The sequence below is a fragment of the Mesorhizobium sp. WSM4809 genome (genome assembly GCF_055811655.1).
This window is the reverse complement of sequence record NZ_JBVVQW010000007.1, coordinates 155,319-180,670: the sequence shown is the minus strand read 5'-3', so window position 1 is coordinate 180,670 and position 25,352 is coordinate 155,319. Positions and strand designations below refer to the sequence as shown.

23 protein-coding genes are annotated in these 25,352 nt (G+C 63.4%); 19 read left to right on the top strand and 4 right to left on the bottom strand.

Annotation, left to right across the window (positions count from 1 at the left end; all coding sequences use genetic code 11):
- Positions 1 to 227 precede the first annotated feature (227 nt).
- Positions 228 to 2,903, top strand: a complete 2,676-nt coding sequence (locus AC0L24_RS19785; RefSeq protein WP_127808804.1) for a DNA translocase FtsK — start codon at positions 228 to 230, stop codon at positions 2,901 to 2,903.
- Between the two features lie 77 nt (positions 2,904 to 2,980).
- On the opposite strand, the gene fsa is transcribed toward AC0L24_RS19785, so the two are convergent.
- On the bottom strand, positions 2,981 to 3,637 hold the full coding sequence (gene fsa / locus AC0L24_RS19780) for a fructose-6-phosphate aldolase (RefSeq protein WP_127270489.1): 657 nt from the start codon (positions 3,635 to 3,637) through the stop codon (positions 2,981 to 2,983).
- Positions 3,638 to 3,727: 90 nt separating this feature from the next.
- On the opposite strand from fsa, the gene AC0L24_RS19775 reads away from it, so the two are divergent.
- From AC0L24_RS19775 to lepB, 10 genes are all read left to right on the top strand, one after another.
- On the top strand, positions 3,728 to 5,911 hold the full coding sequence (locus tag AC0L24_RS19775) for a primosomal protein N' (protein ID WP_127808805.1): 2,184 nt from the start codon (positions 3,728 to 3,730) through the stop codon (positions 5,909 to 5,911).
- A 54-nt stretch (positions 5,912 to 5,965) separates the two neighbouring features.
- Positions 5,966 to 6,661, top strand: a complete 696-nt coding sequence (locus AC0L24_RS19770; RefSeq protein ID WP_473564080.1) for an aspartate/glutamate racemase family protein — start codon at positions 5,966 to 5,968, stop codon at positions 6,659 to 6,661.
- 95 nt (positions 6,662 to 6,756) lie between these two features.
- Positions 6,757 to 7,152: an AGROH133_08824 family phage infection protein gene (locus tag AC0L24_RS19765; RefSeq protein WP_127808807.1), complete on the top strand. Its 396-nt coding sequence runs from the start codon at positions 6,757 to 6,759 to the stop codon at positions 7,150 to 7,152.
- A gap of 246 nt (positions 7,153 to 7,398) precedes the next feature.
- Positions 7,399 to 7,959: a F0F1 ATP synthase subunit delta gene (locus AC0L24_RS19760; RefSeq protein WP_473564079.1), complete on the top strand. Its 561-nt coding sequence runs from the start codon at positions 7,399 to 7,401 to the stop codon at positions 7,957 to 7,959.
- Complete coding sequence (atpA, locus tag AC0L24_RS19755) at positions 7,959 to 9,488, top strand: F0F1 ATP synthase subunit alpha (RefSeq protein WP_023811756.1); 1,530 nt, start codon at positions 7,959 to 7,961, stop codon at positions 9,486 to 9,488. The genes AC0L24_RS19760 and atpA overlap by 1 nt, the downstream gene beginning before the upstream one ends.
- A gap of 46 nt (positions 9,489 to 9,534) precedes the next feature.
- The gene (locus AC0L24_RS19750) at positions 9,535 to 10,419 is read left to right on the top strand and encodes a F0F1 ATP synthase subunit gamma (RefSeq protein ID WP_127261419.1); all 885 of its coding nucleotides are present in this window, start codon (positions 9,535 to 9,537) and stop codon (positions 10,417 to 10,419) included.
- Positions 10,420 to 10,489: 70 nt separating this feature from the next.
- Positions 10,490 to 12,082 (top strand): F0F1 ATP synthase subunit beta, encoded by a 1,593-nt coding sequence (gene atpD / locus AC0L24_RS19745; RefSeq protein ID WP_164873751.1) that lies wholly within the window; start codon positions 10,490 to 10,492, stop codon positions 12,080 to 12,082.
- Positions 12,083 to 12,124: 42 nt separating this feature from the next.
- Positions 12,125 to 12,310 (top strand): hypothetical protein, encoded by a 186-nt coding sequence (locus AC0L24_RS19740; RefSeq protein ID WP_473564077.1) that lies wholly within the window; start codon positions 12,125 to 12,127, stop codon positions 12,308 to 12,310.
- Positions 12,303 to 12,710, top strand: coding sequence for a F0F1 ATP synthase subunit epsilon (locus AC0L24_RS19735; protein WP_127808809.1), 408 nt, complete (start codon positions 12,303 to 12,305; stop codon positions 12,708 to 12,710). Before AC0L24_RS19740 ends, AC0L24_RS19735 begins: the two co-directional genes overlap by 8 nt.
- 326 nt (positions 12,711 to 13,036) lie before the next feature.
- Entirely contained in the window at positions 13,037 to 13,783 is a 747-nt protein-coding gene (gene lepB / locus AC0L24_RS19730; protein WP_127397902.1) for a signal peptidase I, read from the top strand.
- A 45-nt stretch (positions 13,784 to 13,828) separates the two neighbouring features.
- Here the strand turns inward: lepB and AC0L24_RS19725 are convergent, their stop codons facing one another.
- Positions 13,829 to 15,358: a mannitol dehydrogenase family protein gene (locus tag AC0L24_RS19725; RefSeq protein ID WP_292136215.1), complete on the bottom strand. Its 1,530-nt coding sequence runs from the start codon at positions 15,356 to 15,358 to the stop codon at positions 13,829 to 13,831.
- A gap of 143 nt (positions 15,359 to 15,501) precedes the next feature.
- On the opposite strand from AC0L24_RS19725, the gene uxaC reads away from it, so the two are divergent.
- The 8 genes from uxaC (at position 15,502) to AC0L24_RS19685 (ending at position 22,705) form a co-directional block, all read left to right on the top strand.
- Complete coding sequence (gene uxaC / locus AC0L24_RS19720; RefSeq protein ID WP_473564076.1) at positions 15,502 to 16,914, top strand: glucuronate isomerase; 1,413 nt, start codon at positions 15,502 to 15,504, stop codon at positions 16,912 to 16,914.
- A 36-nt stretch (positions 16,915 to 16,950) separates the two neighbouring features.
- A complete protein-coding gene (locus AC0L24_RS19715; protein WP_127808812.1) occupies positions 16,951 to 17,928 on the top strand; it encodes a TRAP transporter substrate-binding protein in 978 nt (325 codons plus the stop codon).
- 100 nt (positions 17,929 to 18,028) lie between these two features.
- Positions 18,029 to 18,559 (top strand): TRAP transporter small permease, encoded by a 531-nt coding sequence (locus AC0L24_RS19710; protein WP_127269376.1) that lies wholly within the window; start codon positions 18,029 to 18,031, stop codon positions 18,557 to 18,559.
- 4 nt (positions 18,560 to 18,563) lie between these two features.
- Positions 18,564 to 19,844 (top strand): TRAP transporter large permease, encoded by a 1,281-nt coding sequence (locus tag AC0L24_RS19705; RefSeq protein ID WP_127269374.1) that lies wholly within the window; start codon positions 18,564 to 18,566, stop codon positions 19,842 to 19,844.
- Positions 19,845 to 19,851: 7 nt separating this feature from the next.
- Complete coding sequence (locus tag AC0L24_RS19700; protein WP_473564075.1) at positions 19,852 to 20,628, top strand: FadR/GntR family transcriptional regulator; 777 nt, start codon at positions 19,852 to 19,854, stop codon at positions 20,626 to 20,628.
- 22 nt (positions 20,629 to 20,650) lie between these two features.
- Positions 20,651 to 21,502: a 5-dehydro-4-deoxy-D-glucuronate isomerase gene (kduI, locus tag AC0L24_RS19695; protein ID WP_473564074.1), complete on the top strand. Its 852-nt coding sequence runs from the start codon at positions 20,651 to 20,653 to the stop codon at positions 21,500 to 21,502.
- On the top strand, positions 21,499 to 22,257 hold the full coding sequence (gene kduD / locus AC0L24_RS19690) for a 2-dehydro-3-deoxy-D-gluconate 5-dehydrogenase KduD (protein ID WP_127380704.1): 759 nt from the start codon (positions 21,499 to 21,501) through the stop codon (positions 22,255 to 22,257). Before kduI ends, kduD begins: the two co-directional genes overlap by 4 nt.
- Positions 22,258 to 22,369: 112 nt before the next feature.
- Positions 22,370 to 22,705: a cupin domain-containing protein gene (locus tag AC0L24_RS19685; RefSeq protein WP_127270498.1), complete on the top strand. Its 336-nt coding sequence runs from the start codon at positions 22,370 to 22,372 to the stop codon at positions 22,703 to 22,705.
- Between the two features lie 189 nt (positions 22,706 to 22,894).
- On the opposite strand, the gene AC0L24_RS19680 is transcribed toward AC0L24_RS19685, so the two are convergent.
- Both AC0L24_RS19680 and AC0L24_RS19675 read right to left on the bottom strand, forming a co-directional pair.
- Positions 22,895 to 24,316, bottom strand: coding sequence for a coniferyl aldehyde dehydrogenase (locus AC0L24_RS19680; RefSeq protein WP_292631895.1), 1,422 nt, complete (start codon positions 24,314 to 24,316; stop codon positions 22,895 to 22,897).
- 88 nt (positions 24,317 to 24,404) lie between these two features.
- The gene (locus tag AC0L24_RS19675) at positions 24,405 to 25,316 is read right to left on the bottom strand and encodes a LysR family transcriptional regulator (protein ID WP_128363431.1); all 912 of its coding nucleotides are present in this window, start codon (positions 25,314 to 25,316) and stop codon (positions 24,405 to 24,407) included.
- Positions 25,317 to 25,352: the final 36 nt, after the last annotated feature.

Here is a 25,352-nt window from a genome sequence, read left to right as displayed (position 1 = left end):
AGCCAGATTCCGAACAGGGATTGTCCGAAGATACCCATCGAGCTGCTGCGGCACGGCGAGTAGATCGCGCCACCGGCGTGGAAGCGGCGAGACGACGATCGTGCCGTGTCGCTCGCAGATTACCACGAAGATTTTGGTGCCCAGGATGGTCGGCGATCCATCCGGGAAGCAACTGTTAACCACTCGCTCCCTATTGCTCGGCAGACATTTCAGAGTGAGTCTTGAGAATGGAAGCCAAGCGTTTTTCCCGGGTCAATTTATCGACGGCCGCATCGCCTGATGATCCCGAGGGGAAGCGCTCCGAGAGCATCGGCGACAGGGGTGGTCAGCGAGGTTCTTCTGCGGCAGGCGACCTTGATCGTCCGGCTCGCAAGGAGCCGGGCGGCCGGCAGCCCGCCACACGCCAGGCCGGTTATTCAGTGCCGGTGGTCGATCTCGGTGGCAACAAGCGGCCCTATATGGAGCCGCGGGGTGGCTCGGACGACACGCTTTCGAAAATCGGCGATATCGAGAGCCCTGCCTGGCAGGAATATTTCTTCCTTGCACCCAACGTGCGTTTTACACGCACGCCGGACTATGAGGCCAGGAAGCATCGTCCGCAGCACGAGCGTGTTGTCGAACACGCCGCGACGCGCCCAGCAGAGCAAGCCGTTGCGCAATCCATGATCAAAGGGGCGTCCTCCGCGCCTTCGCTCCTGGCATTGCCGGCTTCGGTGAAAAGCCCTGCTTCCCAGCCGCTGGCCGGCCACGCCACGCAAGGGCCACTGCCGCCGGCTGCTGCTTTTGTTGCCGCGGGGCGCGCCAGGGAGAAGGTGCCAGCCGTTGCGCCGATGCCGCCGAGGACGGTCGCTATGGCACGGGCATCCGCGCGCGCGTCCGTTGCTCCGGGCGCCAAAACGACCACTTCCGAAAGGTTGCGCTGGCCATATCTTTCGGATCATGCCTTCTTCGAGGCCATGGCACCCTATCTGGTCGACGTTTCGTCGCCGGCCCGGCAGACCAGTCCAGCGTCGCCTGCGCCGCTCGCCGTGGCGCCAGTCACCACTACGCCGATCGATATTCGCCCAGGGACCGATGCCACCGCATTGTTTCGTGTCATCGACTGCCTTCCGGGCCAAGCCTTGAAGCCGTTGCCGGATGCTTGTCCGGCCAATTCGAACCAGGCCGTGGCCCAACCCGGCGTGCCGGCGAGCGATGCGCCGTCGCCGGTCCAGCCTGTCGCAATCCCAGCCGCCAAAAGCGACGCCGTTTCCGCGTCGGCCGCGCCAATTGTGAACGTCCCTGCCAGGGCCGTTGCCGCCCGCTCTGCGCGCTTGCCTGGGGCTGGAAAGGTCGTGCTGTCAACCGCGGGCGATCCCTATGAGCTTCCCTCGGAAGAGCTGTTGCAGCAGCCTCCGGAGGGACAAGGCTTCTACATGTCGCAGGAGCGGCTCGAGCAGAACGCCGATCTGCTGGAAAGCGTGCTCGAGGACTTCGGCGTGCGTGGCGAAATCATTCATGTTCGCCCAGGCCCGGTGGTCACGCTTTATGAGTTCGAGCCGGCGCCGGGCGTCAAATCCTCGCGTGTCATCGGGCTTGCCGATGACATCGCCCGCTCCATGTCTGCGATTTCGGCGCGCGTCGCCGTCGTGCCTGGCCGCAACGTCATCGGCATCGAGCTTCCCAACGAGACCCGCGAAACCGTCTATTTCCGCGAGCTGATCGAATCGGAAGGCTTCCGCAAGACCAGCTGTAAGCTGGCGCTTTGTCTCGGCAAGACGATCGGCGGTGAGCCTGTTATCGCCGAGCTGGCGAAAATGCCGCATCTGCTGGTGGCCGGAACCACCGGCTCCGGCAAGTCGGTTGCCATCAACACCATGATCCTGTCGCTGCTCTACCGGCTGAAGCCGGAAGAATGCCGGCTGATCATGGTCGATCCCAAGATGCTCGAACTCTCCGTCTATGACGGCATCCCGCATCTTCTGACGCCCGTCGTCACGGACCCCAAAAAAGCCGTCACGGCGTTAAAATGGGCCGTGCGCGAAATGGAGGACCGTTATCGCAAGATGGCGCGGCTCGGTGTGCGCAACATCGATGGCTACAATGAGCGCGCCGCCACTGCCCGCGACAAGGGCGAGACGGTTGTCATGACCGTGCAGACCGGCTTCGAAAAAGGCACCGGCGAGCCGCTTTTCGAACAGCAGGAAATCGACCTTGCGCCGATGCCCTACATCGTCGTCATCGTCGATGAGATGGCTGACCTGATGATGGTTGCCGGCAAGGAGATCGAAGGCGCCATCCAGCGTCTGGCGCAGATGGCGCGCGCGGCCGGCATTCATCTGATCATGGCGACGCAGCGCCCCTCGGTCGATGTCATCACCGGCACGATCAAGGCCAATTTTCCGACCCGGATTTCCTTCCAGGTGACATCCAAGATCGACAGCCGCACCATCCTGGGCGAACAGGGGGCCGAACAGCTGCTTGGCCAGGGCGACATGCTGCACATGATGGGTGGCGGGCGCATTTCGCGCGTGCACGGGCCCTTTGTTTCCGACGCGGAGGTCGAGCATGTCGTGGCGCATCTGAAGGCGCAGGGCCGCCCAGAATATCTGGAAACCGTGACAGCCGACGAGGATGAGGAAGAAATCGAAGACGACCAGGCGGTCTTCGACAAGGGATCCGTTGCAGCCGAAGACAGCGATGCCATCTACGACGAGGCGGTCAAGGTGGTGGTGCGCGACAAGAAGTGTTCGACGTCCTACATCCAGCGGCGCCTGGGCATCGGCTACAACCGCGCCGCATCCCTGGTCGAGCGCATGGAAAAGGAAGGATTGGTCGGCGCACCCAACCATGTCGGCAAACGCGAAATCATCATGGGACGGCGCCAGCAGGCGACCGCGCCTGACGATGACAGTGCGGACTGAGCGGCGGACCCTTGGCGCCTGAAGCACATTAAAAAAGGCCGGTCACCCGGCCTTTTTCAGTTGAAAGTGGTGCGGCTTCAGCCGATCTTCTGGCCGGTCTTTGCCCAGTCGGCGAGGAACTGTTCCAGGCCCTTGTCGGTCAGCGGGTGCTTGACCAGCGCCTTCAGGGTCGCCGGGGGGGCGGTCACGACATCGGCGCCGATGAGGGCCGCCTGCTTGACGTGGTTCACGGTGCGCACCGAAGCGACGAGGATCTCAGTCTGGAAATCGTAATTGTCGTAGATCTGCCTGATCTCCTGGATCAGCTCCATGCCGTCGATGCCGATGTCGTCGACGCGGCCGACGAAGGGCGAGATGAACGAGGCACCGGCCTTGGCCGCCAGCAGCGCCTGGTTGGCCGAAAAGCACAGCGTGACGTTGACCAGGCGGTTCATCTCGGTGCGGATCGTCTTGCAGGCCTTGAGACCGTCCAGCGTCAGCGGCACCTTGATGCAGACATTGTCGGCGATCTTGGCCAGAACCTTGGCCTGCTGCATCATCTCGGAATATTCAGTGGCGGTGACTTCAGCCGAGACCGGACCCTTGACGATGTCGCAAATCTCTTTGGTGACGTCGGCGATCTTGCCGCCGGATTTGAGGATCAGCGACGGATTGGTGGTGACGCCGTCGAGCAGCCCCAGATCGTTCAGCTCACGGATATCCTTGACGTCGGCTGTGTCGACAAAAAATTTCATGGCGGGTCTCCTGAAGATTTTCATGTGCATGTCATGCACATTCGGGGTCGGCCTTTGATCTAGACCAAAGTCAGGGCAAGGTCACGCCTCATGATCGAAGATTCGCCCTTTGTCGCAGCCGCACCGGTGCTGGTGCCGATGCCCGCCGAACGCCCCTACACCTATGCCGTGCCGGCCGGCATGCGCGTGGTGCCGGGCTCGATCGTGCGCGTGCCGCTCGGGCCGCGGCAGGTCGCCGGCATCGTCTGGGACGGCGCGGTCGAGAAGGTCGACGCGAAAAAGCTGCGCCCCATCGAACAGGTCTTCGACTGCCCGCCGATCGACCGAGCGATGCGCCGTTTCGTCGACTGGGTGGCGCAGTACACGCTGTCGCCTCCGGGCATGGTGGCGCGCATGCTGCTCAGGGCGCCGGAGGCTTTCGACCCCGAACCGTGGATCGAAGGGCTGCAGCGCACGCTTCTCGCACCCGACCGGATGACGGGGGCCAGGCAGCGTGTGCTGGAGACGGCCGAAGGCGGCCTTGCCTGGACGCGCTCCGGCCTCGCTCACGCCGCCGGCGTGTCGTCGACAGTGATTGACGGCCTGAGGGCGCAAGGCGTGTTCGAGACCGTGATGATCCCGCCGCGCCCGGTGGTGGCCGCGCCCGATCCCGGCTACGCCATTCCGGAACTGATGCCGGACCAGAGCGCCGCGGCGCAGATGCTGCGCGCCAATGTCGCAGCCGGCGTGTTCAACGTCGCGCTGCTCGACGGCGTCACCGGATCGGGTAAGACCGAGGTCTATTTCGAGGCGGTGGCGGCTGCGCTCGACCAGGGCAGGCAGGTGCTGATCCTGCTGCCGGAAATCGCGCTGACGCATGCCTTTCTCGAGCGCTTCCAGCAGCGCTTCGGCGCCAAGCCGGGCGAATGGCATTCCGACCTGCCGCCGCGGATGCGCGAGCGGGTTTGGCGGCAAGTGGCGGAGGGCGGTGTGCGGGTCGTCGCCGGCGCGCGCTCGGCGCTGTTCCTGCCGTTCAAGGAGCTCGGCCTGATCGTCGTCGACGAGGAGCACGACCCTGCCTACAAGCAGGAGGACCGCGTCTTCTACAATGCGCGTGATATGGCCGTGGTGCGCGGCCATATCGGCAGCTTTCCGGTGGTGCTGGCGTCGGCGACGCCGTCGGTCGAAAGCCGGGTCAATGCCAGCCAAGGTAAATATAACAGAGCGGTGCTTTCCGCTCGCTTCGCCGAGGCGGCGCTTCCGCACCTGAAGGCGGTCGACATGCGGCGCGCGCCGCCGGCGCGTGGCGGTTTCCTGTCGCCGGTGCTGCTCGACCAGATGCGCCAGACGCTGGAGAGGCAGGAGCAGTCGCTGCTGTTCCTCAATCGGCGCGGCTATGCGCCGCTGACGCTGTGCCGGGTTTGTGGCCACCGCTTCGGCTGCCCGGTCTGCTCGGCCTGGCTGGTCGAGCACCGGTTTCGCGGCCAACTGGTCTGCCATCATTGCGGGCACAATGAGCGCCGCCCCGAGGCCTGCCCGGAATGCGGCACGCTGGATCATCTGGTCGCCTGCGGACCGGGCGTCGAGCGGATCGCCGAAGAGGTCGTTACGCATTTTCCCGACGCGCGCACCATCGTTTTGTCGTCGGACCTGATGGGCGGCGTGCGGCGGCTGCGGCTGGAGCTGGAGGCGATCGCCGATGGCCAGGCCGACATCGTCATCGGCACGCAGCTCGTCGCCAAGGGCCACAATTTTCCCAACATGACTTTGGTCGGCGTCGTCGATGCCGATCTCGGACTTGCCAATGGCGATCCGCGCGCCGCAGAGCGCACGTTCCAGCTGCTCAGCCAGGTCACCGGGCGAGCCGGCCGCACCGGCAAGAAGAGCCTTGGCCTGCTGCAGACTTTTCAGCCCGAGCATCCGGTGATGCGGGCAATCGTCTCCGGCGACGCCGAGGCTTTTTACGAGCGCGAGATTGCCGAGCGCGAACGGGCTGCCCTGCCGCCTTTCGGCCGGCTCGCCGGCGTCATCGTCAGCGCGGTGACACGGGCAGAAGCCGAGGGCCATGCACGCGGCCTGCGCCGCGCCGCGCCCGAGGCGACCGATCTGTTCGTGCTGGGGCCGGCGGAGGCGCCGCTGTCCCTGCTCGGCGGCCGCCACCGCTTCCGCCTGCTGATCCAGGGCGAACGGCGCGCCGACATGCAAGGTTTTATTCGCGCGATGCTTGCCGACGGGCCGAAGCAGCGCGGCTCGGTCAGGGTGCAGGTCGACATCGACCCGCAGAGCTTTTTGTAAGGTCGCGCTTTCAGCGATAGGTTGCCCGCAAGCCAGCGAGATGTGGAAACTCATATGAAAACCCTCGGCCTTCTCGGCGGCATGAGCTGGGAATCGACCGCCATCTACTATCGCCTGCTCAACGAGATCGTGCGCGAGCGGCTGGGCGGCTTGCATTCGGCGAAACTGCTTCTGTGGTCGTTCGACTTTGCCGAAATCGCCGAGCGGCAGCATCATGGCGACTGGGACGGCGCCGGTGTGCTCCTCGTAGAAGCGGCGCGCAAGCTCGAGGCCGGAGGCGCGGAAGGTCTGCTTTTGTGCACCAACACCATGCACAAACTGGCCGACCAAGTGCAGGCGTCGGTGTCGATCCCGCTGATCCACATCGCCGACGCCACCGCGGTGGCGGTCAAGCGCGCCGGCATGCAACGCCCGGCGCTGCTAGCGACGCGCTTTACGATGGAACAGGATTTCTACAAGGGCCGGCTCACCGAGATATATGGCTTGAGCCCCGTCGTACCCGATGCCGCCGGCCGCGACATGGTTCATCGCGTCATCTACGAGGAACTGTGCCAGGGCATCGTCACGGAGGTCTCGAAGGCGGCCTATATCGCCGAGACCGAACGCCTGCGCCGCGAAGAGGCGGCCGACAGCGTCATCATGGGCTGCACCGAGATCACCATGCTCATCGGCCAGCAGGATTTCGACATCCCGGTCTTCGACACGACGCGCATTCATGCCGAGGCGGCTGTGGAATTCGCGCTCGGTTGATGCGCCTATCCTAAAGTGCCTGAAGCCATCTGGCGCGGCGGTTTTCCTCCGTTAGAATGCCTGGAATTTCAAAACAGGCATTTCGAGGGGACAAAATGGATTTTGCGCTTCCGTGGCCGACGAGCCAGGGCGAATGGCTGGCCTGGTCGAGCGCCGTCTTCACCGTGCTGCTCGGTCTTTTGTTTTTTCTGGCACCTGGTATCGCCTTCCGTGCCCTGCGCCTGCAGGTCAAGCCAGAGAAGGTTGCTGCGATCGCCGAGGGGCGCGGCAGGATGTCGGGCTTTTATCTGGGTGTCGGCTTGTGCTGTATCCTGCTGGCGCAGCCGCTGATCTACATGGCGCTTGGCTTCTCCTGGCTGTTCACAGCCTTCGGTCGGCTGCTGTCGATGATGTCTGATGGCGCCAACACGCCTTTCAATTGGGTTTCCATTGTGCTGGAATTGGTGCTGGCGGCGTTGCCGCTCGCCTTTGCCTTCGGCTTTCTGCCTTGAATCGTTGGGTATTCCGCGATGGAAGACGGGCGACTTTCGCCGGATGCGACAATAGTGCCTGAAAACCATGCGGAACGACGCATTGCGGTCTTAAAATGCCTGTGCTAGACGGCAATCGACTTTCGGCCGGGGATAGCGGAAGCCGCGCCTCCGTGCTCGAAAAAATGCAGTAAGGTCAAAGATTTAGCCAGAGTTTTTGCTCGCGCCAACAATCTACGGCCTGTCAGACAAGAGAAAAGACGGTCCGTGGCTCAATCGTCATCGCCAATCTCAGGTGCCGCAGAACGCTATGCGGGTTCGCTGTTCGAACTCGCCCTGCAGGCAAATTCCGTGGCCAAGGTCGAAGCCGACCTCAACAGCTTCGAAGCCATGCTCGCGGGCAGCGCTGATCTCACCCGGCTGATCAACAGCCCGGTGTTCTCCAGCGAGGACCAGGCGAAGGCCATCGCGGCGATCGCCGACAAGGCCGGGATCGCCGGCCTCACCGGAAATTTCCTGCGCGTCGTCGCCCGCAACCGCCGGCTGTTCGCCATTCCCGGCATGATCAGGGCGTTCCGCCAGATATCAGCCGAACATCGTGGCGAGACCGCTGCTGAAGTGACGTCGGCGCACGAGCTGACGGCTGCCCAGCAGACCGAACTCAAGGCGGCGCTGAAGAGCGTTGCCGGCAAGGACGTGGCTATCTCCGTCACCGTCGATCCGTCGCTGCTCGGCGGGCTGGTGGTCAAGATGGGCTCGCGCCAGATCGATACGTCGCTCAAAACCAAACTCAATTCGCTCAAGCTTGCACTGAAAGAGGTCGGCTGATGGACATCCGCGCCGCGGAAATTTCCGCAATTCTGAAAGACCAGATCAAGAATTTCGGCAAGGAGGCCGAGGTCTCCGAAGTCGGACAGGTGCTGTCCGTCGGTGACGGTATCGCCCGTGTCTACGGCCTCGACAATGTCCAGGCCGGCGAGATGGTCGAGTTCCCCGGCGGCATCCGCGGCATGGCGCTCAACCTCGAAGCCGACAATGTCGGCGTCGTCATCTTCGGCGCCGACCGCGACATCAAGGAAGGCGACATCGTCAAGCGCACCGGCGCCATCGTCGACGTCCCCGTCGGCCCCGGCCTGCTCGGCCGCGTCGTCGATGCGCTCGGCAATCCGATCGACGGCAAGGGTCCGATCAAGGCAGTCGAGCGCAAGCGCGTCGACGTCAAGGCGCCCGGCATCATTCCGCGCAAGTCGGTGAACGAGCCGATGTCGACCGGCCTCAAGGCCATCGATGCGCTGATCCCGGTCGGCCGCGGCCAGCGCGAGCTGGTCATCGGCGATCGCCAGACCGGCAAGACCGCCATTATCCTCGACACGATGCTCAACCAGAAATCGGTGCACGACAACGGCCCCGAGAAGGAAAAGCTCTACTGCGTCTACGTCGCCGTCGGCCAGAAGCGCTCGACCGTCGCGCAGTTCGTCAAGGTGCTGGAAGAGCGCGGCGCGCTCGAATATTCGATCATCGTCGCCGCCACCGCTTCCGATCCAGCACCGATGCAGTTCCTGGCGCCGTTCGCCGGCGCCACCATGGGCGAATATTTCCGCGACAATGGCATGCACGCGCTGATCAGCTATGACGATCTGTCGAAGCAGGCCGTCGCCTACCGCCAGATGTCGCTGCTGCTGCGTCGCCCGCCGGGCCGCGAAGCCTATCCGGGCGACGTCTTCTACCTGCACTCGCGCCTGCTCGAGCGCGCTGCCAAGCTCAACGACGATCTGGGCGGTGGGTCGCTGACCGCCCTGCCGATCATCGAGACGCAGGCCAACGACGTGTCGGCCTATATCCCGACCAACGTGATCTCGATCACCGACGGCCAGATCTTCCTCGAGACCAACCTGTTCTTCCAGGGTATTCGTCCTGCGGTGAACGTCGGTCTGTCGGTCAGCCGCGTCGGTTCGGCCGCGCAGATCAAGGCGATGAAGCAGGTTGCCGGCTCGATCAAGGGCGAGCTCGCGCAGTACCGCGAAATGGCGGCCTTCGCGCAGTTCGGCTCGGATCTCGACGCCGCCACGCAGCGCCTGCTCAACCGCGGATCGCGCCTCACCGAACTCCTGAAGCAGCCGCAGTTCTCGCCGCTGAAGACGGAAGAGCAGGTCGCGGTGATCTTCGCCGGCGTCAACGGCTATCTCGACAAGCTGCCGGTCAACCAGGTCGGCAAGTTCGAGCATGGCCTGCTCAGCCACATGCGTTCGGCCGGCAAGGACGTCCTCGATGCCATCCGCAAGGAAAAGGCGCTGTCGGACGATCTGCGCGCCAAGCTGAAGGCCGAGATCGACGCTTTCGCCAAGACCTTCGCCTGAGCGAATTGCCAGTCGGGATGAGACAAGACGGGATCAGGTTTGAAGCATGCCTTCATTAAAAGACCTTCGTAACCGTATCGCCTCGGTCAAGGCGACGCAGAAGATCACCAAGGCGATGCAGATGGTCGCCGCGGCGAAGCTGCGCCGTGCGCAAGAGGCCGCGGAAGCGGCGCGCCCCTATTCGGAGCGCATGGGTTCCGTGCTGGCCAACATCACCCAGGCAATCGGCGGCGGCGGCGATGCCCCGGCGCTGATGACCGGCACCGGCAAGGACGACGTGCACCTGCTCGTCGTCTGCACCGCCGAGCGCGGCCTGTGCGGCGGCTTCAATTCACAGATCGCCCGCCTTGCCCGCGACCATATTCGCAAGCTTTTGGCGGACGGCAAGCAGGTCAAGATCATCTGCGTCGGCAAGAAGGGTTTCGACATCCTGCGCCGCGACTATGCATCGATGATCATCGACCGCGTCGATCTGCGCGAGGTCAAGACACTCGGCTTCGTCAATGCCGATGCGATCGCCAAGAAGGTCATCCACCTCTTCAACGAAGGTGGCTTCGACATCTGCACGCTGTTCTATTCGCAGTTCAAGTCGGTGATCAGCCAGATCCCGACCGCGCAGCAGATCATTCCGGCCGGCGTTGCTTCGGCTCCGGCCGAGGCGATCGATGGCGGCAACGCTGTCTACGAATATGAGCCGGAGCCGGGCGAAATCCTCTCCGACCTCATTCCGCGCAACATCTCCGTGCAGGTTTTCCGGGCGCTGCTCGAAAATGTGGCCGGCGAAATGGGCGCCAAGATGAGCGCCATGGACAATGCGACGCGCAACGCCGGCGACATGATCAACAAGCTGTCGATCACCTACAACCGCCAGCGGCAGGCGCAGATCACCAAGGAACTGATCGAAATCATTTCGGGCGCCGAGGCGCTCTAGGCGTGGTTCGCGGGTCATCGACCCGCGACTGGACCGCGTGAGAAACAAAGGACGAAAAAGGGTAAAGACGATGGCGAAAGCAGCGACCCCCAAGACGGCAGCCCCCAAGGCCGCTGCCGCGAAGACCGCAGCCCCCGCGAAGGCGGCAAAGGCTCCAGCAGCAGCCGCGAAGGCGGCCCCGGCCAAGGCGGCAGCACCGGTGAAGGCCGCTGCTGCCAAGACATCGGCAGTGGCCAGCAAGGCAACCGGCGTTGCCGGCAAGGTTCGCCAGGTCATCGGCGCCGTTGTCGACGTGCAGTTCGGCGATCACCTGCCGGCGATCCTGAACGCGCTCGAGACGACCAATGTCGGCAACCGCCTGGTGCTCGAAGTTGCCCAGCATCTGGGTGAAAACACCGTGCGCTGCATCGCCATGGACTCGACCGAAGGTCTGGTTCGCGGCCAGGAAGTGCGTGACACCGGCGCGCCGATCACCGTGCCGGTCGGCCCGGGCATGCTCGGCCGCATCATCAACGTCATCGGCGAGCCGGTCGACGAAGAAGGCCCGGTCGACGCGACCGAAATGCGCTCCATCCACCAGCCGGCTCCGACCTATGTCGAGCAGTCGACGGAAGCGCAGATCCTGATCACCGGCATCAAGGTGCTCGACCTCTTGGCTCCCTACGCCAAGGGCGGCAAGATCGGCCTGTTCGGCGGCGCCGGCGTCGGCAAGACCGTGCTGATCCAGGAACTGATCAACAACATCGCCAAGGCGCATGGCGGCTATTCGGTGTTCGCCGGCGTCGGCGAGCGCACCCGAGAAGGCAACGATCTGTATCACGAGTTCATCGAATCCGGCGTCAACAAGAAGGGCGGCGGCGAAGGCTCCAAGGCCGCACTCGTCTATGGCCAGATGAACGAACCGCCGGGCGCGCGCGCCCGCGTCGGCCTGACCGGCCTGACGGTTGCGGAATATTTCCGCGACCAGGGCCAGGACGTGCTGTTCTTCGTCGACAACATCTTCCGCTTCACGCAGGCTGGCTCGGAAGTGTCGGCTCTGCTCGGCCGCATCCCGTCGGCCGTCGGCTATCAGCCGACGCTCGCCACCGACATGGGCGCGCTGCAGGAACGCATCACCACCACCACCAAGGGCTCGATCACGTCCGTGCAGGCCATCTACGTGCCCGCCGACGACTTGACCGATCCGGCGCCGGCGACCTCGTTCGCCCACCTTGACGCGACGACGACGCTCAACCGCGCCATCGCCGAAAAGGGCATCTATCCGGCCGTCGATCCGCTGGATTCGACCTCGCGCATGCTCGACCCGCTGGTCGTCGGCGACGAGCACTATGGCGTCGCGCGCCAGGTGCAGTCGATCCTCCAGCGCTACAAGTCGCTGCAGGACATCATCGCCATCCTGGGCATGGACGAGCTCTCGGAAGAGGACAAGCAGACCGTGGCCCGCGCCCGCAAGATCGAGCGCTTCCTGTCGCAGCCATTCTTCGTCGCCGAAGTGTTCACCGGCGCGCCGGGCAAGCTGGTCGATCTCGCCGACACCATCAAGGGCTTCAAGGGCCTTTGCAACGGCGACTACGATCACCTGCCGGAAGCCGCCTTCTACATGGTCGGCGGCATCGAGGAAGCAGTCGAGAAGGCACAGCGCCTCGCGGCTGAAGCGGCGTAATATATGCAAAGGAAGTTCTGTTGCTCGACCTTGCAAGAGGTGATGACAGAGCTTCCCTCGCCGTCGTTCTTCGAGACCGACGATGGGGTGCTGATGGTGACGGTCGGGACTGTCGAAACAGAGGACGGTCCTGGGTATTTTGATCAAGCGGTCATGTTCTGTCCATTCTGCGGGACCGAGTTGCAGACTGACGAAATTATCGCCGGCAAGGTGAAGCAAAATGGCTGAAGCTTTCAAGTTCGAACTGGTCTCGCCGGAACGCCTGCTGGTTTCTGAGCAGGTCGAATCCGTCGTCATTCCAGGCGCCGAAGGCGAGATGACCGTCATGGCGCATCACGCCCCGGTCATGACCACGATCAAGCCGGGTGTCGTCACGGTGAAGACCCCGGCGGGCGGTGAAGAACGCTATGTGGTGTTCGGCGGCTTCGCCGACATCGTTCCGGCCGGCTGCACGCTGCTGGCGGAATCGGCGGTCGCGGTGAAGGATGTCGACCGCGCCGATCTCGCGCGCCGCATCCAGGAAGCCAAAGAAGACGCCACTGATGCCAAGGACGACGAGGCTCGCAGCAAGGCGGAGCAGTTCCTTAGCCAACTCACCACGCTGGAAGGCGCCATCCTGCCGGCTTGAAATTCGGTTTCGATGAAAGAGTAAAAAGCGGGGCCTTGCCTCGCTTTTTTGTTTGTTGGACAGTCGCGCTGCCTTGGGATGGGGGTGGGCCGGTGACGGAAGAAACAGCGCAACGAGAAACAGCCTCACGCTCCTGGTGGTCGACGGCCCTGGTGTCGGCCTTCGGCGGTCCATTCGGCGGATTTCTGTGGATCGGCAGCGGCAAGCCGGCGGTTGCCAGCCTGGTGGTGATCAGCGCCATCGTTTTCGCACTCGCCTACAGCGGATTTCCGGTGCTGCCGGGAACCGATCTTGCCTGGCTGGCCAATTTTTCAGGTATCGGTTCGATGATCCTGGGGGCAGCGCTCGTTGTGCCCTTCGCCCATCGGTTCAAGCCGGTGAGATGGTATGCGCACGGGTTTTGGGTGCTGGTGCTTGTCTTTCTGACTACCTATCCGGCTGCATTTGCGATCCGTTCGTTCCTGTTCCAGCCGTTTTCGATACCATCCAGCAGTATGGTGCCGACATTGCAAGGCGGCGACTATCTCTTCGTCTCCAAATTCGCATATGGCTACAGCCGCTACAGCGTGCCGTTCAATCTGTTGCCGATAGAAGGCCGCATGTTCGGCGCGGAGCCCAAGCGAGGGGATGTGGTGGTGTTCAAATTCCCGCCCGACCCCAGCGTGGATTACATCCAGCGGATCGTCGGTCTTCCCGGGGACAAAATCCAGATGGTCAATGGCGTGCTGCACATCAACGATGTGGCCGTCGGCCTCAAGGATGCAGGCACTTTCTCCTACGAGGAACGCGAGCAACCTGCCAGGCTTGAACGGGAGACCCTGCCGGGTGGTGTCACCCATTTCGTTCTCGACCTGACGGACAGTTCCATCGGCGACAACACGCGGGAATTTGAGGTGCCCGAAGGCCACTATTTCATGCTGGGCGACAATCGCGACAATGCCTCCGACAGCCGATTCATGGTCGGCTTCGTTCCCTACGAAAACCTCGTCGGCAAGGCCGTGCGATTGTTCTGGAATTCAAAAGGCACGGAGTATTCTTCCCGGCAAACGCTGGACGGTTCGGTCGGCAAATAAGCCTGAATCGAGTTGGTTCGGACCCGCACCAAGTCTGGTTGATGACTACTTCATATCTATGCCGAGCGCGGCGAAGGCCAAGGTCGGACCGTCGCGTCGCAGGTGGACGAGATGCACAGCCACAAGTTCGATCAACGTCTGGCGTTCGGCGTGATCCCCAGCGAAGCCGGCCAGGTCGAACACCGCGGTCACGGTTTCGTTGGCCGGCAGTTGCTCACTCAAAAGTTCCGTCAACGCCGCGTCGAGCGGATCGGTGAAATGGCCCTCCGGCAAGGTTTTCCCTCGCGCGGCGCAGGCGGCGATCCAGGCAGCCACCACCAGGGTCAGATGGACCAGTTCGGTACCGGCTTCCAGGCATTCGATGGCGGAAGCGATGATGCGCTGCGGCAGTTTCTGGCTGCCGTCATTGGCGATCTGCGCCGTGCGATGGGCAAGTGCAGTGTTGGAAAAACGCTCCGCGAGCTCCGCAATATAGGCGCTCGTGTCCAATCCGGCATCCTCGGGCAGGGTCGGGATGGCTTCGGCCCACAAGGCATCGACGAATTGGCGGATCGCCGGGTCGGCGAAGGCGCGGTCGACGGTGGCATGACCGCTGAGCAGGCCAAGATAGGCGATGGCCGAATGCGAGCCGTTGAGCAGCCTGAGCTTCATGTCCTCGAACGGGCCGACGTCGCGAACCATGGTGACGCCGAATTGTTCCCACGCGGGCCGGCCAGTCGGGAACTTATCTTCGACCACCCACTGACAAAACGGCTCGGTCATCACGGGCCAGGCATCCTCGACGCCGAGTTCTTCAGCGATCCGCGCCCGATCGGCGTCGGTGGTTGCAGGCACGATGCGATCGACCATGCTGGAGGGAAACGCGACCTGGTGTGCGATGTGGTCGGCAATTCCGACATCACTCGATTGGGCGAGCCCGGCATCTCGCAACTGGGCGAATTCGACCAACAGCCGGTGCAGCGTGGCGCCGTTGGCCGGCAAATTGTCGCAACACAGGACAGTGAAGGGCGGCGTGCCGGCGGCGCGTCGCAGGGCAAGCGCCTCGGTCAGGAAACCATGCGCTGTCTTCGGCATCCGGGGATTGGCCAGATCATGGACGATATCAGGATGGGCGGCGTCCAATCCGCCGCCTGCCGCCCTCAGATAGGCTTTTTCGGTGATCGTCAGCGTGACGATGCGGGTGCGCGGATCGGTCAGCGTGGCCAGCACAGCGCTGGGGTCTTCGGGCGCCACCAGCATCGCGCCGATCGAGCCGATGACCTGAAGCTTTTCGGTTCCACTGCTTCTGATCGCCAGCGTGTAGAGCCCGTCCTGCGGCGTGAGAGCGTCGCGCGTGTCGGTGCTGCGCAGCGAAACGCCTGTTATGCCCCAATCCGCCTCGCCTGCCGCCAGGCAATCGTCGACATAGGCTGCCTGATGGGCGCGGTGGAAGGCGCCGACACCAAGGTGCACAATGCCCGGGACGACGCGGCTGCGATCATACGCAGGTGTCGCGATCGAGGCAGGCAGTGCGCGCACGGTCTTCGTGGAAAGGCGTTCGGTCGTCGTGGTGCGACTGGTCTGGTCGGATGACATGAGTGGCCTCGGCAGGGATCGGCAAAGCGGCGTAACATTCGATTTCCTGCCACACAATGGGTCGAAAAGTCATCATACAACAATCGCATTTTTGTATGTTGACATTATTTCTTGCCGCCCCTACCGATAGTGGCCTTGGGAGGATGACCGTGGCACTGACCCATGCGGATTTGCTGTTTCCCGCCGAGGCGCATTCGCGCTCGGTTGCCCGTGATCTCTATGCCGGGATCAAGGACCTGCCCCTTGTCAGCCCGCATGGCCACACCGATCCGCGCTGGTATGCGCTGAACGAGCCGTTCCCGGACCCGGCGCAACTGCTCATCGTCCCCGATCACTACATCTTCCGCATGATGTTCAGCCAAGGCGTCCGCCTTGAGGATCTCGGCGTGGCGACGCTCGACGGCGCGCCGGTCGAGACCGACGGCAGGGCGATCTGGCGGCTTTTTGCCGAGCACTATCATCTGTTTCGCGGCACGCCGACCCGGCTATGGTTCGATCATGTGCTCGCCGATCTGTTCGGCATCGACGAACCGCTGACCGCGGCGACTGCCGACCGCCACTACGACACCATCGCGACGCTGCTGCAGTGGGAGAATTTTCGCCCGCGCGCGCTGTTCGAGCGTTTCAACATCGAGGTCATCGCGACCACGGAAGGCGCGCTCGACGATCTCAAATGGCACCAGATGATCCGCGACAGCGGCTGGCAGGGCCGTGTGGTCACCGCTTATCGGCCGGATGCTGTCGTCGATCCCGATTTCGAAGGGTTTTCAACCAATCTCGACCGGCTCGGTGAGATCACCGGCTGCGACACCGGCAATTGGGCCGGCTATCTCGATGCGCATCGCCAGCGGCGTGCCTTCTTCAAAAGCTTCGGCGCGACTTCGTCGGATCATGGCCATCCGACGGCCGAGACCGCCAATCTTTCGGATGCGGCGGCGCAAGAGCTGTTCAATCGGATTCGCCGTGGTTCCGACGATGAGCGCGAGCGAAAACTGTTCCGCGCCCAGATGCTGACCGAGATGGCCAAGATGAGCCTCGACGATGGACTGGTCCTGCAGATCCATCCCGGCTCCTGGCGCAATCATTCGCCCGCGATCTTCCAGAAATTCGGCCGCGACAAGGGTTTCGATATCCCGACCAGGACCGATTATGTGACGGCGCTGAAGCCGCTGCTCGACTGCGTCGGGCTGGAGCGCGACCTCACCGTCATCCTGTTCACGCTCGACGAGACCAGTTATGCGCGCGAGCTGGCGCCGCTGGCCGGTGTCTACCCGGCGCTGAAGCTCGGGCCGGCATGGTGGTTCCACGACAGCTCGGAAGGCATGCGGCGCTTCCGCGAGATGACCACCGAGACGGCCGGCTTCTACAACACCGTCGGTTTCAACGACGACACCCGTGCCTTTCCGTCGATCCCGGCGCGTCACGATGTGGCGCGGCGAGTCGACTGCGCGTTCCTGGCGCGTCTCGTCGCCGAGCATCGGCTGCGCGAGGACGAGGCGTATGAGCTGGCGCGGGAACTGACCTATACGCTGGCGAAAAAGGCGTATCGGCTCTGAAGGGGCAACTCGCCCGCAATGCAAAGGGAGGAAACCATGTTGCATTTTTCAAGACTGACGGGAGCTGCGCTACTCGCCGCCGCACTGATGGCCGGAACGGCAAGCGCCCAGACGGTTCTGCGCTCGTCCGACACCCACCCGGACGGCTATCCGACGGTCGAGGCAGTCAAATATTTCGGCGAGCTTGTAAAGGAGCGTACGGCCGGCCGCTATGCGGTCGAGCTCTATCATTCCGCGCAGCTCGGCGAAGAAAAGGACACGATCGAGCAGGTTCGCACCGGCGTGATCGACCTCAACCGCATCTCGATGGCGCCGTTCAACGGGCTCATTCCCGAAACCACGGTGCCCTCGCTGCCCTACATCTTCCGCTCGGAAGACCATATGCACAAGGTCATGGACGGGGCGGTCGGCGACCAGATCGCGGCGGCGTTCGAACAGGTCGGGCTGGTGCTGCTCGCCTTTTATGACAGTGGCGCGCGCTCCTTCTACAATTCGAAGAAGCCGATCAACTCATTAGCCGATCTGTCCGGCATGAAGTTCCGCGTCATCCAGTCCGACATCTTCGTCGACATGGTGGCGGCACTCGGCGCCAACGCGACGCCGATGCCGTATGGCGAGGTGTATTCGGCGATCGAGACCGGGGTCATCGACGGCGCGGAAAACAATTTTCCGAGCTACGACACCGCCAAGCATGCGGAAGTCGCCAAGTTCTATTCGCTCGACGAGCACACTATGGTGCCGGAAGCCTTCGTCATGGCGAAGTTGAGCTGGGACAAGCTGACGCCGGAGGATCAGGCGATCTTCAAGGCGGCCGCCAAGGAGAGCGTCGCCAGGCAGCGCGAGCTGTGGACCGCCAAGGTCAAGGAATCGCGCGCCAAGGTCGAGGCGGCCGGTTCGCAGATCACGACGCCGGACAAGCAGCCCTTCATCGACGCCATGGGTCCGGTCTACGAGAAGCACGTCAAGGACGACAAGCTGAAGGCCATGGTCGAAGCCATCAAGGCCGTGCAGTGATCAAGCGGCGGCGCGGGCATTCCACGCCGCCATCCTCTTGCGGAGAGAACCGGTGACCTCCAGCCCAGAACACAGACCGCCCCTGTCCGGCGTCGCGCGCATGATGTCGCGCGTCAGCACAGCGGCGCTATGGGTCGCAGGCATCGGGCTGGTGCTGATGACCGCCTTCGTCGCCTGGCAGGTGTTCGGTCGTTATGTCCTGAACCGCTCGCCAAGCTGGACCGAGCAGGGCTCGGTGATGCTGATGAGCTGGTTCATTTTCCTCGGCGCTGCCGTCGGGGTGCGCGAGAACTATCACCTCGGCTTCGACGTCCTGCTCTACGTGCTGCCCAAAGGCGGCAAGCGTTGGCTGCGGATGATCTCGGACCTCGTCGCGCTCGCCTTCGGCATCGGTATGATCTGGTATGGCAGCCAACTGGTTGCATTGACCTGGGGCGCTACCTTGCCGTCGCTCGGCATATCCGGGGGCTGGGACTACGTCCCGCTGGTCGCGGGAGGCGTGCTCGTCGTGCTCTTCACGCTGGAGCGCATCGTGCTTCGTCTCTCCGGTGCGCCGATCGACGATGTGCTCGATGAACTGCCGCCGGCGGAAGTTGCAACCGAACTCGACACGGCGAACGTGAAGGTCTGACGGCATGGAACTCTGGATCCTCTTCGGCGTCTTCACCCTTCTGATGCTTATCGGCACGCCGATCGCTTTCTGCCTCGGCGTCGCAAGCTTTGCCACCGTCCTTTACATGGGCCTGCCGCCGCTCATCGTGTTCCAGCGCCTGAATTCCGGCATGAGCGTCTTTTCGCTGCTGGCCATTCCGTTCTTCATCTATGCCGGCGACTTGATGGTGCGCGGCGGCATCGCCAGCAAGATCGTTGCCTTCGCCGGCTCGCTCGTTGGCCATTTGCGCGGCGGCCTCGGGCAGGTCAACATTGCGACCGCTACACTGTTCGGCGGCATTTCCGGCTCCGCGGTGGCCGAGGCAGCGGCGGTCGGCGGCTTGATGATCCCGCAGATGAAAGCGCGTGGATATGGAGCGGATTACGCCGTCAACGTCACGTCGATGGCGGCGCTGATCGCGCTGCTCCTGCCGCCGTCGCACAACATGATCATCTACTCGATCTCGGCAGGTGGAAAGATCTCCATCGCCGACCTGTTCACGGCCGGCATCATTCCGGGCCTGCTGTTGGCCCTGTCGCTGATGATCACCGCCTATTTCGTGGCGCGCTCCCGCGGCTATCCGACCGAGCCGTTTCCGGGCTTCACCGCCGTCGCGCATCTCTTCGCTGTCGCGGTGCCCGGCCTGCTGCTGATCGCGATCATCTTCGGTGGCGTACGATCGGGCGTTTTCACGGCAACCGAGAGTTCCTGTGTCGCGGTCATCTATGCGTTGCTCGTCACTGTCTTCGTTTACCGGCAGATGACTTGGGAAGGTTTCGTTCATGCCACCCATGGTGCCGTGCGCACCACGGCCATGGTGCTGCTCATCATCGGCATGGCGGCGGCGTTCTCGTGGTTGATGGCCTTCCTGAAAGTGCCGGCAGCGCTCATAGCCTCCATGAACGCGATCTCGGACGATCCGCTGGTCGTGCTTCTCCTGCTCAACGTCTTGATGCTGTTCCTCGGCACCTTCATGGACATGGGGCCGACGATCATCATCTGTACGCCGATCTTCCTGCCCGTGGCGCAAGCCTACGGCGTCGACCCGGTGCATTTTGGCGTTATCATGATCCTCAACTTCGGCATCGGGCTGAATACGCCGCCGGTGGGCGCTGTGCAGTTCGTGGCGTGCGCAGTGGGCAAGATATCCGTCTGGGAAGCGATGCGCTCGATCTGGCCGTTCTACGGGGCCGGGCTCGTGGTACTGGGGCTCGTCACTTACATTCCGGCCATTTCGCTCTGGCTACCGAGCGTCTTCAAATAGGGGCGACATGGCATCGGACACCGCAACCGACCTCAGGGTCGAGAGAAAACCCAAATTGTCGGAGACAGTGGTCACGACGATCCGCAAGCAGTTGCAGGCGGGTGAGATCCTGCCCGGCCATAAATTGCCGACCGAAGGCCAACTGACCGAAACCTTCGGCGTCAGCCGCACCGTCATCCGCGAGGCGCTGGCCAAGCTTGCCGCCGACGGGCTGGTCGAACCGCGCCAGGGCGCCGGCGTCTTCGTCACAGAGCACATCTCGACAAAGTTCGGCGCGCTTGCCGCCGACATGGGCAGCAAGGATTCGATCGCGCTCAACGTGCTCGAAGTGCGGCTGGCGATCGAGATTGAATCGGCCGGGATCGCCGCAGTCCGCCGCAATGCCGCGCAGGAGGCGGCGATCCAGGAAGCCTTCTTCGAATTCGAGCGGCTGCTGCTTGCCAGCGAGCCGACCGGTCCGGCCGACCTCGCCTTCCATCGCGCGATCGCCAGCGCCACCAGCAACCCATTCTATGTCGAGATGCTCGACGTGCTCGGCCGGCGCGCCATCCCGTGCGACGTGACTTCGCCCTGGTCGACCGAATTGGCGCAATCCGATAGCTACCAGCGCGGACTGCAGCGCGAGCACCTGGTGATCCTCAACGCCATTACCTCTGGCGATGCCGAGGCCGCGCGAGAGGCGATGCGCGCGCACCTCACCGCCAGCCAGCAGCGTTACCGCGAACGCCTGCATGCGCGTCAGGCTTTTTATGCCAGTTCGGTCAAGGCCGCCGCCGGCGAATGACCCATCTCAAGTCAGGATTGAAATGAACCAGAGCCACACCGACTATTCATCCCGCTTTGCCATCGACCCGGTCGCCGCCGCGGCGATGGCAACCGATGAGCTGCGCCACAACTTTCACATTGACGGCCTATTCCAGCCCGGCCGCATCAGCCTGACCTACACACATTACGACCGCATGATCGTCGGCGGCGCCGTGCCGACGGGCGCCGCGCTTCAACTGGAAACGATCAAGCCGACCGGCACCAAGAACTTTCTCGACCGTCGCGAGCTGATCGCCGTCAACATCGGCGGTGCAGGCGTCATCAAGGCCGGCGGCCAGTCCTTCGAATTGCAGGCGCGCGACATGCTCTATCTCGGCATGGGCATCGCTGATGTGTCGTTCGCGTCGGCCGATGCAGATGCGCCGGCCAAATTCTATCTGCTCAGCGCGCCGGCGCATCAGGCCTGGCCCAGCCGGCTGATCCGCATCGGCGACGCCAAGCGCCTCGATCTCGGCAGCAAGGACACCTGCAACGAGCGTTCGATCTTCCAGTTCATCCATGCCGACGGCGTGAAGACCTGCCAGCTGGTGGTCGGCATGACTCAGCTGGCGCCGGGCTCGGTGTGGAACACCATGCCGTGCCATGTGCATGACCGGCGCATGGAGGCCTATCTCTATTTCGACCTGGCGGAGACGGCACGCGTCTTCCACTTCATGGGCGAGCCGGACGAGACGCGCCATATCGTCATGGGCAACGAGGAAGCGGTGCTGTCGCCGGGCTGGTCGATCCATTCGGGCGCCGGCACTTCCAATTATGCTTTCATCTGGGCGATGGCCGGCGACAACGTCGACTATACCGATGTCGACCCGGTGGCGTTGAGCGATCTGCGGTGAGCGACCCCTTCAGCCTTGCCGGAAAACGTATCCTGGTCACCGGCGCCAACACCGGCATCGGCCAGGGCATCGCCGTATCGATCGCACGCGCCGGGGGCGCGGTGGTCGGCGTCGGCCGCTCGTCGATGGACGATACGGCAGACAAGGTCGCCGCGCTGGGAGGGCAATTCGAGGCGGTCAGCGCCGACCTTGCCGACATTTCGGCCGCCGGCCCGTTGCACGACCGGATCTGGGACGAAAGCGGTCCGCTCGACGGGCTGGTCAACAATGCCGGCATCATCCGCCGCGCCGATGCCGTCGATCTCAGCGAGGCCGATTGGGACGACGTCATGGACGTCAATCTGAAAACGGTTTTTTTGCTCTGCCAAAGCTTTGCAAGGCGTGCCTTGGCCGCTGAGCGGAAAGGCAAGATCGTCAACATTGCCTCCGTGCTGAGTTTCCAGGGTGGCATCCGCGTTGCGTCCTACACTGCCTCGAAGCACGGTGTGCTCGGCATCACGCGTCTGCTCGCCTGCGAATGGGCGCAAAAAGGCATCAACGTCAACGCCATCGCGCCGGGCTATATCGAGACCAACAACACGCAGGCGCTGCGCGCCGATCCCGACCGCAGCGCCGCCATCCTGGCGCGTATCCCGGCCGGCCGCTGGGGCGAGGCGGGCGACATTGGCGACGCCGCCGTCTTCCTGCTGGCGCCGGCATCGGACTATATGCATGGAGCGGTGGTGCCGGTGGATGGCGGCTGGCTGGCGCGCTAGCGAGGTTCATCGTTTAGCGGAAACGCTGAACCGCGCTATCTCATTGTTTTAACGCAATTCCGGACGGAAAACCGTTTCACACTTTTCCTGGAATTGCTCTGAGGAGACAACGATGACCGCAAAGATTTTCGCGCAAGCCGGCGAGGGCGCCTGGACGAAGACGCCAGACGGCAACAGGCGGCGCGTTCTCCTGCACACCGACGAGTTGATGCTGGTCGAATTCGGCTTCGACAAGGGTGGCGTCGGCGCCCTGCATTCGCACCCGCATGTCCAGGCAAGCTATGTCGCCGAAGGCCGCTTCGAGGTGACCATCGACGGTAGGACCGAAACCATCGAGACCGGCGGCAGCTTCATTGTGCCGTCCGGTCTGGTGCACGGCGTCAAGGCGCTGGAAGCAGGGCGGCTGGTCGACAGCTTCACGCCGCACCGGGCCGATTTCCTCGGCTAGCCAAGGGTAAGAGATCGAGCGGGAATGACCCGCACCCCGAAAGAGGCGCGGGTCTGTTGCCTGGGCGCTTGTGGCGCCGCGGTACTCAAGACATCACCGCAGGATGAGGACCCTGCCGCACCGTGGTGAAGATAGTCTTAATGCGCCGGCGCTGCATGGCACGACGAACCGGAGGCTGCGCTCGCTCGATCAGGTGATGTGACGCAGGAGGCTGAAGAGCCGCTCGAACGTCTTGCCGTAGGGCGGGCGCAACAAGGCTCCGGCGCTCAGCCGGGACTGTGTGAAAACCGGCTTCTCCTTGCTGAACGTCCGGAATCCCCACTCGCCGTGATAGGCGCCCATGCCGCTGGCGCCGACCCCGCCGAAAGGCTGGTTTTCCTGTACCAGATGCAGCATGCAGTCGTTGATGGTGACACCGCCGGCAATAGTCTCGTGCAGGATGCGTTGACGATTGCCGCTGTCGCGGCCGAACCAGTAGAGCGCCAGCGGGCGCTCCGCTCCGTTCACATGCGCGATCGCTTCGTCGATCCCGGTGTATTCTACGATGGGCAGCACCGGCCCAAAAATCTCCTCGCGCATCAGCCGCAGGTTTGCGCCGGCGTTGCGGACCAGGGTCGGCAGCAGCTTCCGGCTTTTGGCACCCAGCTCTTCGCCGGCCGGGTTGATTTCGGTGACATCGGCGCCGGCGTCACGCGCTTCAGTGATCATGTCGCGCAGGCGCTGGTGGTGCCGGTCGCTGATGATGGCGGTATAATCGGGGTTGTCGCGCAAGGTCGGGTAGAGCTTCGCGATCGCCGTTGCTAGCTTGACAGCGACCGTGCCTGCCTGCCCCTTCGGCACCAGCAGATAATCCGGCGCGATGCAGGTCTGCCCGGCATTCAAGAGCTTGCCATAGGCAATGCTGGATACCGCCGCGTCAAGATCGCAGGACGGATCGAAGATTGCCGGCGACTTGCCGCCGAGTTCGAGCGTGACCGGGGTCAGGTTGGCGGCCGCGGCGATCGCGACCTGGCGTCCGACCGCGGTCGAGCCGGTGAACAGCAAATGATCGAAAGGCATCGACACGAAGGCCTTGCCCATCTCGGCATCGCCGGTGATGACGCTGAGCTCATCGGATGCGAAATGCTCGGCAACGAGTTTGGCCAGCAGCACTGAGAATGCCGGCGTCAATTCGGAAGGTTTTATGAGCACGCGGTTGCCGGCGGCAAGGGCGGCGGTCACCGGCGCGACGGCGAGTTGGAAAGGATAATTCCAGGGCGACACGATACCGACGACGCCGAGCGGCTGCGGGACGAGGCGATTTCGGCCGGGCAGGAACGGCATGGTGGTGACAACGCGGCGTTCGCGCATCCAGCCCCTGACATGCGACAGCGCGTGGCGGATGCCGGCGCGCACGACGAACAGTTCCGCAAGGCGCGTCTCGTGTGCCGAACGGCCGCCAAAGTCGGCGTCGATGGCGGTGCAGATGTCGGCTTCATGCCGCTCGGTCAGCGCCAGCAGGCGTTTCAGGCGATCCTTGCGGATGCCAAAGTTGGGGAAAGGCTGCGCCTCGAAGGCGGCGCGCTGCAGGTGGAACCGCTCGCCGAGAACATCCTGTCTGGTCTGCAGCATCGCATCCTCCCTGGCTAGCGGAGCCGAGCTTACATTGCTGGGTAAAGGAATCCAGCGAGGTAAAGGTGTCGTTAGGGAAGGATAGCCTCTACCTCTTGTCAGAGGCACGATGCCCTGTCCGGATGAAGGCCTCCAAGGCGGGACGATTGTTGCCCGTCCGCCAGGCCAGCGCGACCTCGTAGGGAATCGGCGAACCGGCTCCAGCCAAATCCCGAAACACCACGCCTTCGCGACCTGCCTCGCCGAACAGGCCCGGCACCAAGGCAACTCCAAGGCCCGCTGCCACAAGACCGACGATGGTCTCCATCTGGACCGCGCGCTGGGCAACCCGTGGCGTAAAGCCGGCTTGCGCACAGGATTGCAGGATCGTTGAATGAAGGCCGGGGCCTTCATTGGGCGGAAAGAGAATCCAGGGTTCATTTGCGAGTGCGGCCAAAGCGATCGGATCGTCCGGTGCCAGAGCCAGTTTGTGGCGCGCCGGAATGGCCGCGACCAGACGGTCCCTGACCATGGTTTGCACTGTGATGCGTTGCACGGCGCTGGGCGGGAGCGGGAGAGCGGCGATCCCGATGTCCATGCGGTCGTCGAGAAGTGCAGCAACCTGCCGGGCTGTCGGAGCTTCCTCGAGCTCCAGCACAACTCCCGGGTGACTTTCCCGGAATGCGGCGATCAGAGTCGGCAGCAGCTGCCGCACGGCACTGGCGACGAAGCCGATGCGCAGCGACCCAATCTCGCCGGCGCCCGCGCGTCGCGTCAGAGCCATGGCGCGTTCGGCCTGGACGATCGTTCTTTGCGCTTCTTCCCGCAGTACCTCACCGGCCACGGTCAGGCTGTCGATTCGATTGGTGCGCTCGAAAAGCTTTACACCAAGCTCTTCCTCCATCAGCCGGATTGCGGCAGTCAATGGCGGCTGCGCCATGTTCAGCCGCTCAGCGGCTCGCCGGAAGCTCATGGCTTCGGCAACGGCGAGGAATTGCTGGAATTGGCGCAAGCTCAACATGCGATATATCCATCATATCATAAGGGCACATAAACA

Bases quoted from the DNA above. Each gene is read 5' to 3' on its own strand.
- AC0L24_RS19785 (WP_127808804.1), top strand. From the start codon at position 228: ATGGAAGCCAAGCGTTTTTCCCGGGTCAATTTATCGACGGCCGCATCG.
- fsa (WP_127270489.1), bottom strand. From the start codon at position 3,637: ATGAAATTTTTTGTCGACACAGCCGACGTCAAGGATATCCGTGAGCTG.
- AC0L24_RS19775 (WP_127808805.1), top strand. From the start codon at position 3,728: ATGATCGAAGATTCGCCCTTTGTCGCAGCCGCACCGGTGCTGGTGCCG.
- AC0L24_RS19770 (WP_473564080.1), top strand. From the start codon at position 5,966: ATGAAAACCCTCGGCCTTCTCGGCGGCATGAGCTGGGAATCGACCGCC.
- AC0L24_RS19765 (WP_127808807.1), top strand. From the start codon at position 6,757: ATGGATTTTGCGCTTCCGTGGCCGACGAGCCAGGGCGAATGGCTGGCC.
- atpA (WP_023811756.1), top strand. From the start codon at position 7,959: ATGGACATCCGCGCCGCGGAAATTTCCGCAATTCTGAAAGACCAGATC.
- AC0L24_RS19750 (WP_127261419.1), top strand. From the start codon at position 9,535: ATGCCTTCATTAAAAGACCTTCGTAACCGTATCGCCTCGGTCAAGGCG.
- atpD (WP_164873751.1), top strand. From the start codon at position 10,490: ATGGCGAAAGCAGCGACCCCCAAGACGGCAGCCCCCAAGGCCGCTGCC.
- AC0L24_RS19740 (WP_473564077.1), top strand. From the start codon at position 12,125: ATGACAGAGCTTCCCTCGCCGTCGTTCTTCGAGACCGACGATGGGGTG.
- AC0L24_RS19735 (WP_127808809.1), top strand. From the start codon at position 12,303: ATGGCTGAAGCTTTCAAGTTCGAACTGGTCTCGCCGGAACGCCTGCTG.
- lepB (WP_127397902.1), top strand. From the start codon at position 13,037: ATGATCCTGGGGGCAGCGCTCGTTGTGCCCTTCGCCCATCGGTTCAAG.
- AC0L24_RS19725 (WP_292136215.1), bottom strand. From the start codon at position 15,358: ATGTCATCCGACCAGACCAGTCGCACCACGACGACCGAACGCCTTTCC.
- uxaC (WP_473564076.1), top strand. From the start codon at position 15,502: ATGACCGTGGCACTGACCCATGCGGATTTGCTGTTTCCCGCCGAGGCG.
- AC0L24_RS19715 (WP_127808812.1), top strand. From the start codon at position 16,951: ATGTTGCATTTTTCAAGACTGACGGGAGCTGCGCTACTCGCCGCCGCA.
- AC0L24_RS19710 (WP_127269376.1), top strand. From the start codon at position 18,029: ATGATGTCGCGCGTCAGCACAGCGGCGCTATGGGTCGCAGGCATCGGG.
- AC0L24_RS19705 (WP_127269374.1), top strand. From the start codon at position 18,564: ATGGAACTCTGGATCCTCTTCGGCGTCTTCACCCTTCTGATGCTTATC.
- AC0L24_RS19700 (WP_473564075.1), top strand. From the start codon at position 19,852: ATGGCATCGGACACCGCAACCGACCTCAGGGTCGAGAGAAAACCCAAA.
- kduI (WP_473564074.1), top strand. From the start codon at position 20,651: ATGAACCAGAGCCACACCGACTATTCATCCCGCTTTGCCATCGACCCG.
- AC0L24_RS19685 (WP_127270498.1), top strand. From the start codon at position 22,370: ATGACCGCAAAGATTTTCGCGCAAGCCGGCGAGGGCGCCTGGACGAAG.
- AC0L24_RS19680 (WP_292631895.1), bottom strand. From the start codon at position 24,316: ATGCTGCAGACCAGACAGGATGTTCTCGGCGAGCGGTTCCACCTGCAG.
- AC0L24_RS19675 (WP_128363431.1), bottom strand. From the start codon at position 25,316: ATGTTGAGCTTGCGCCAATTCCAGCAATTCCTCGCCGTTGCCGAAGCC.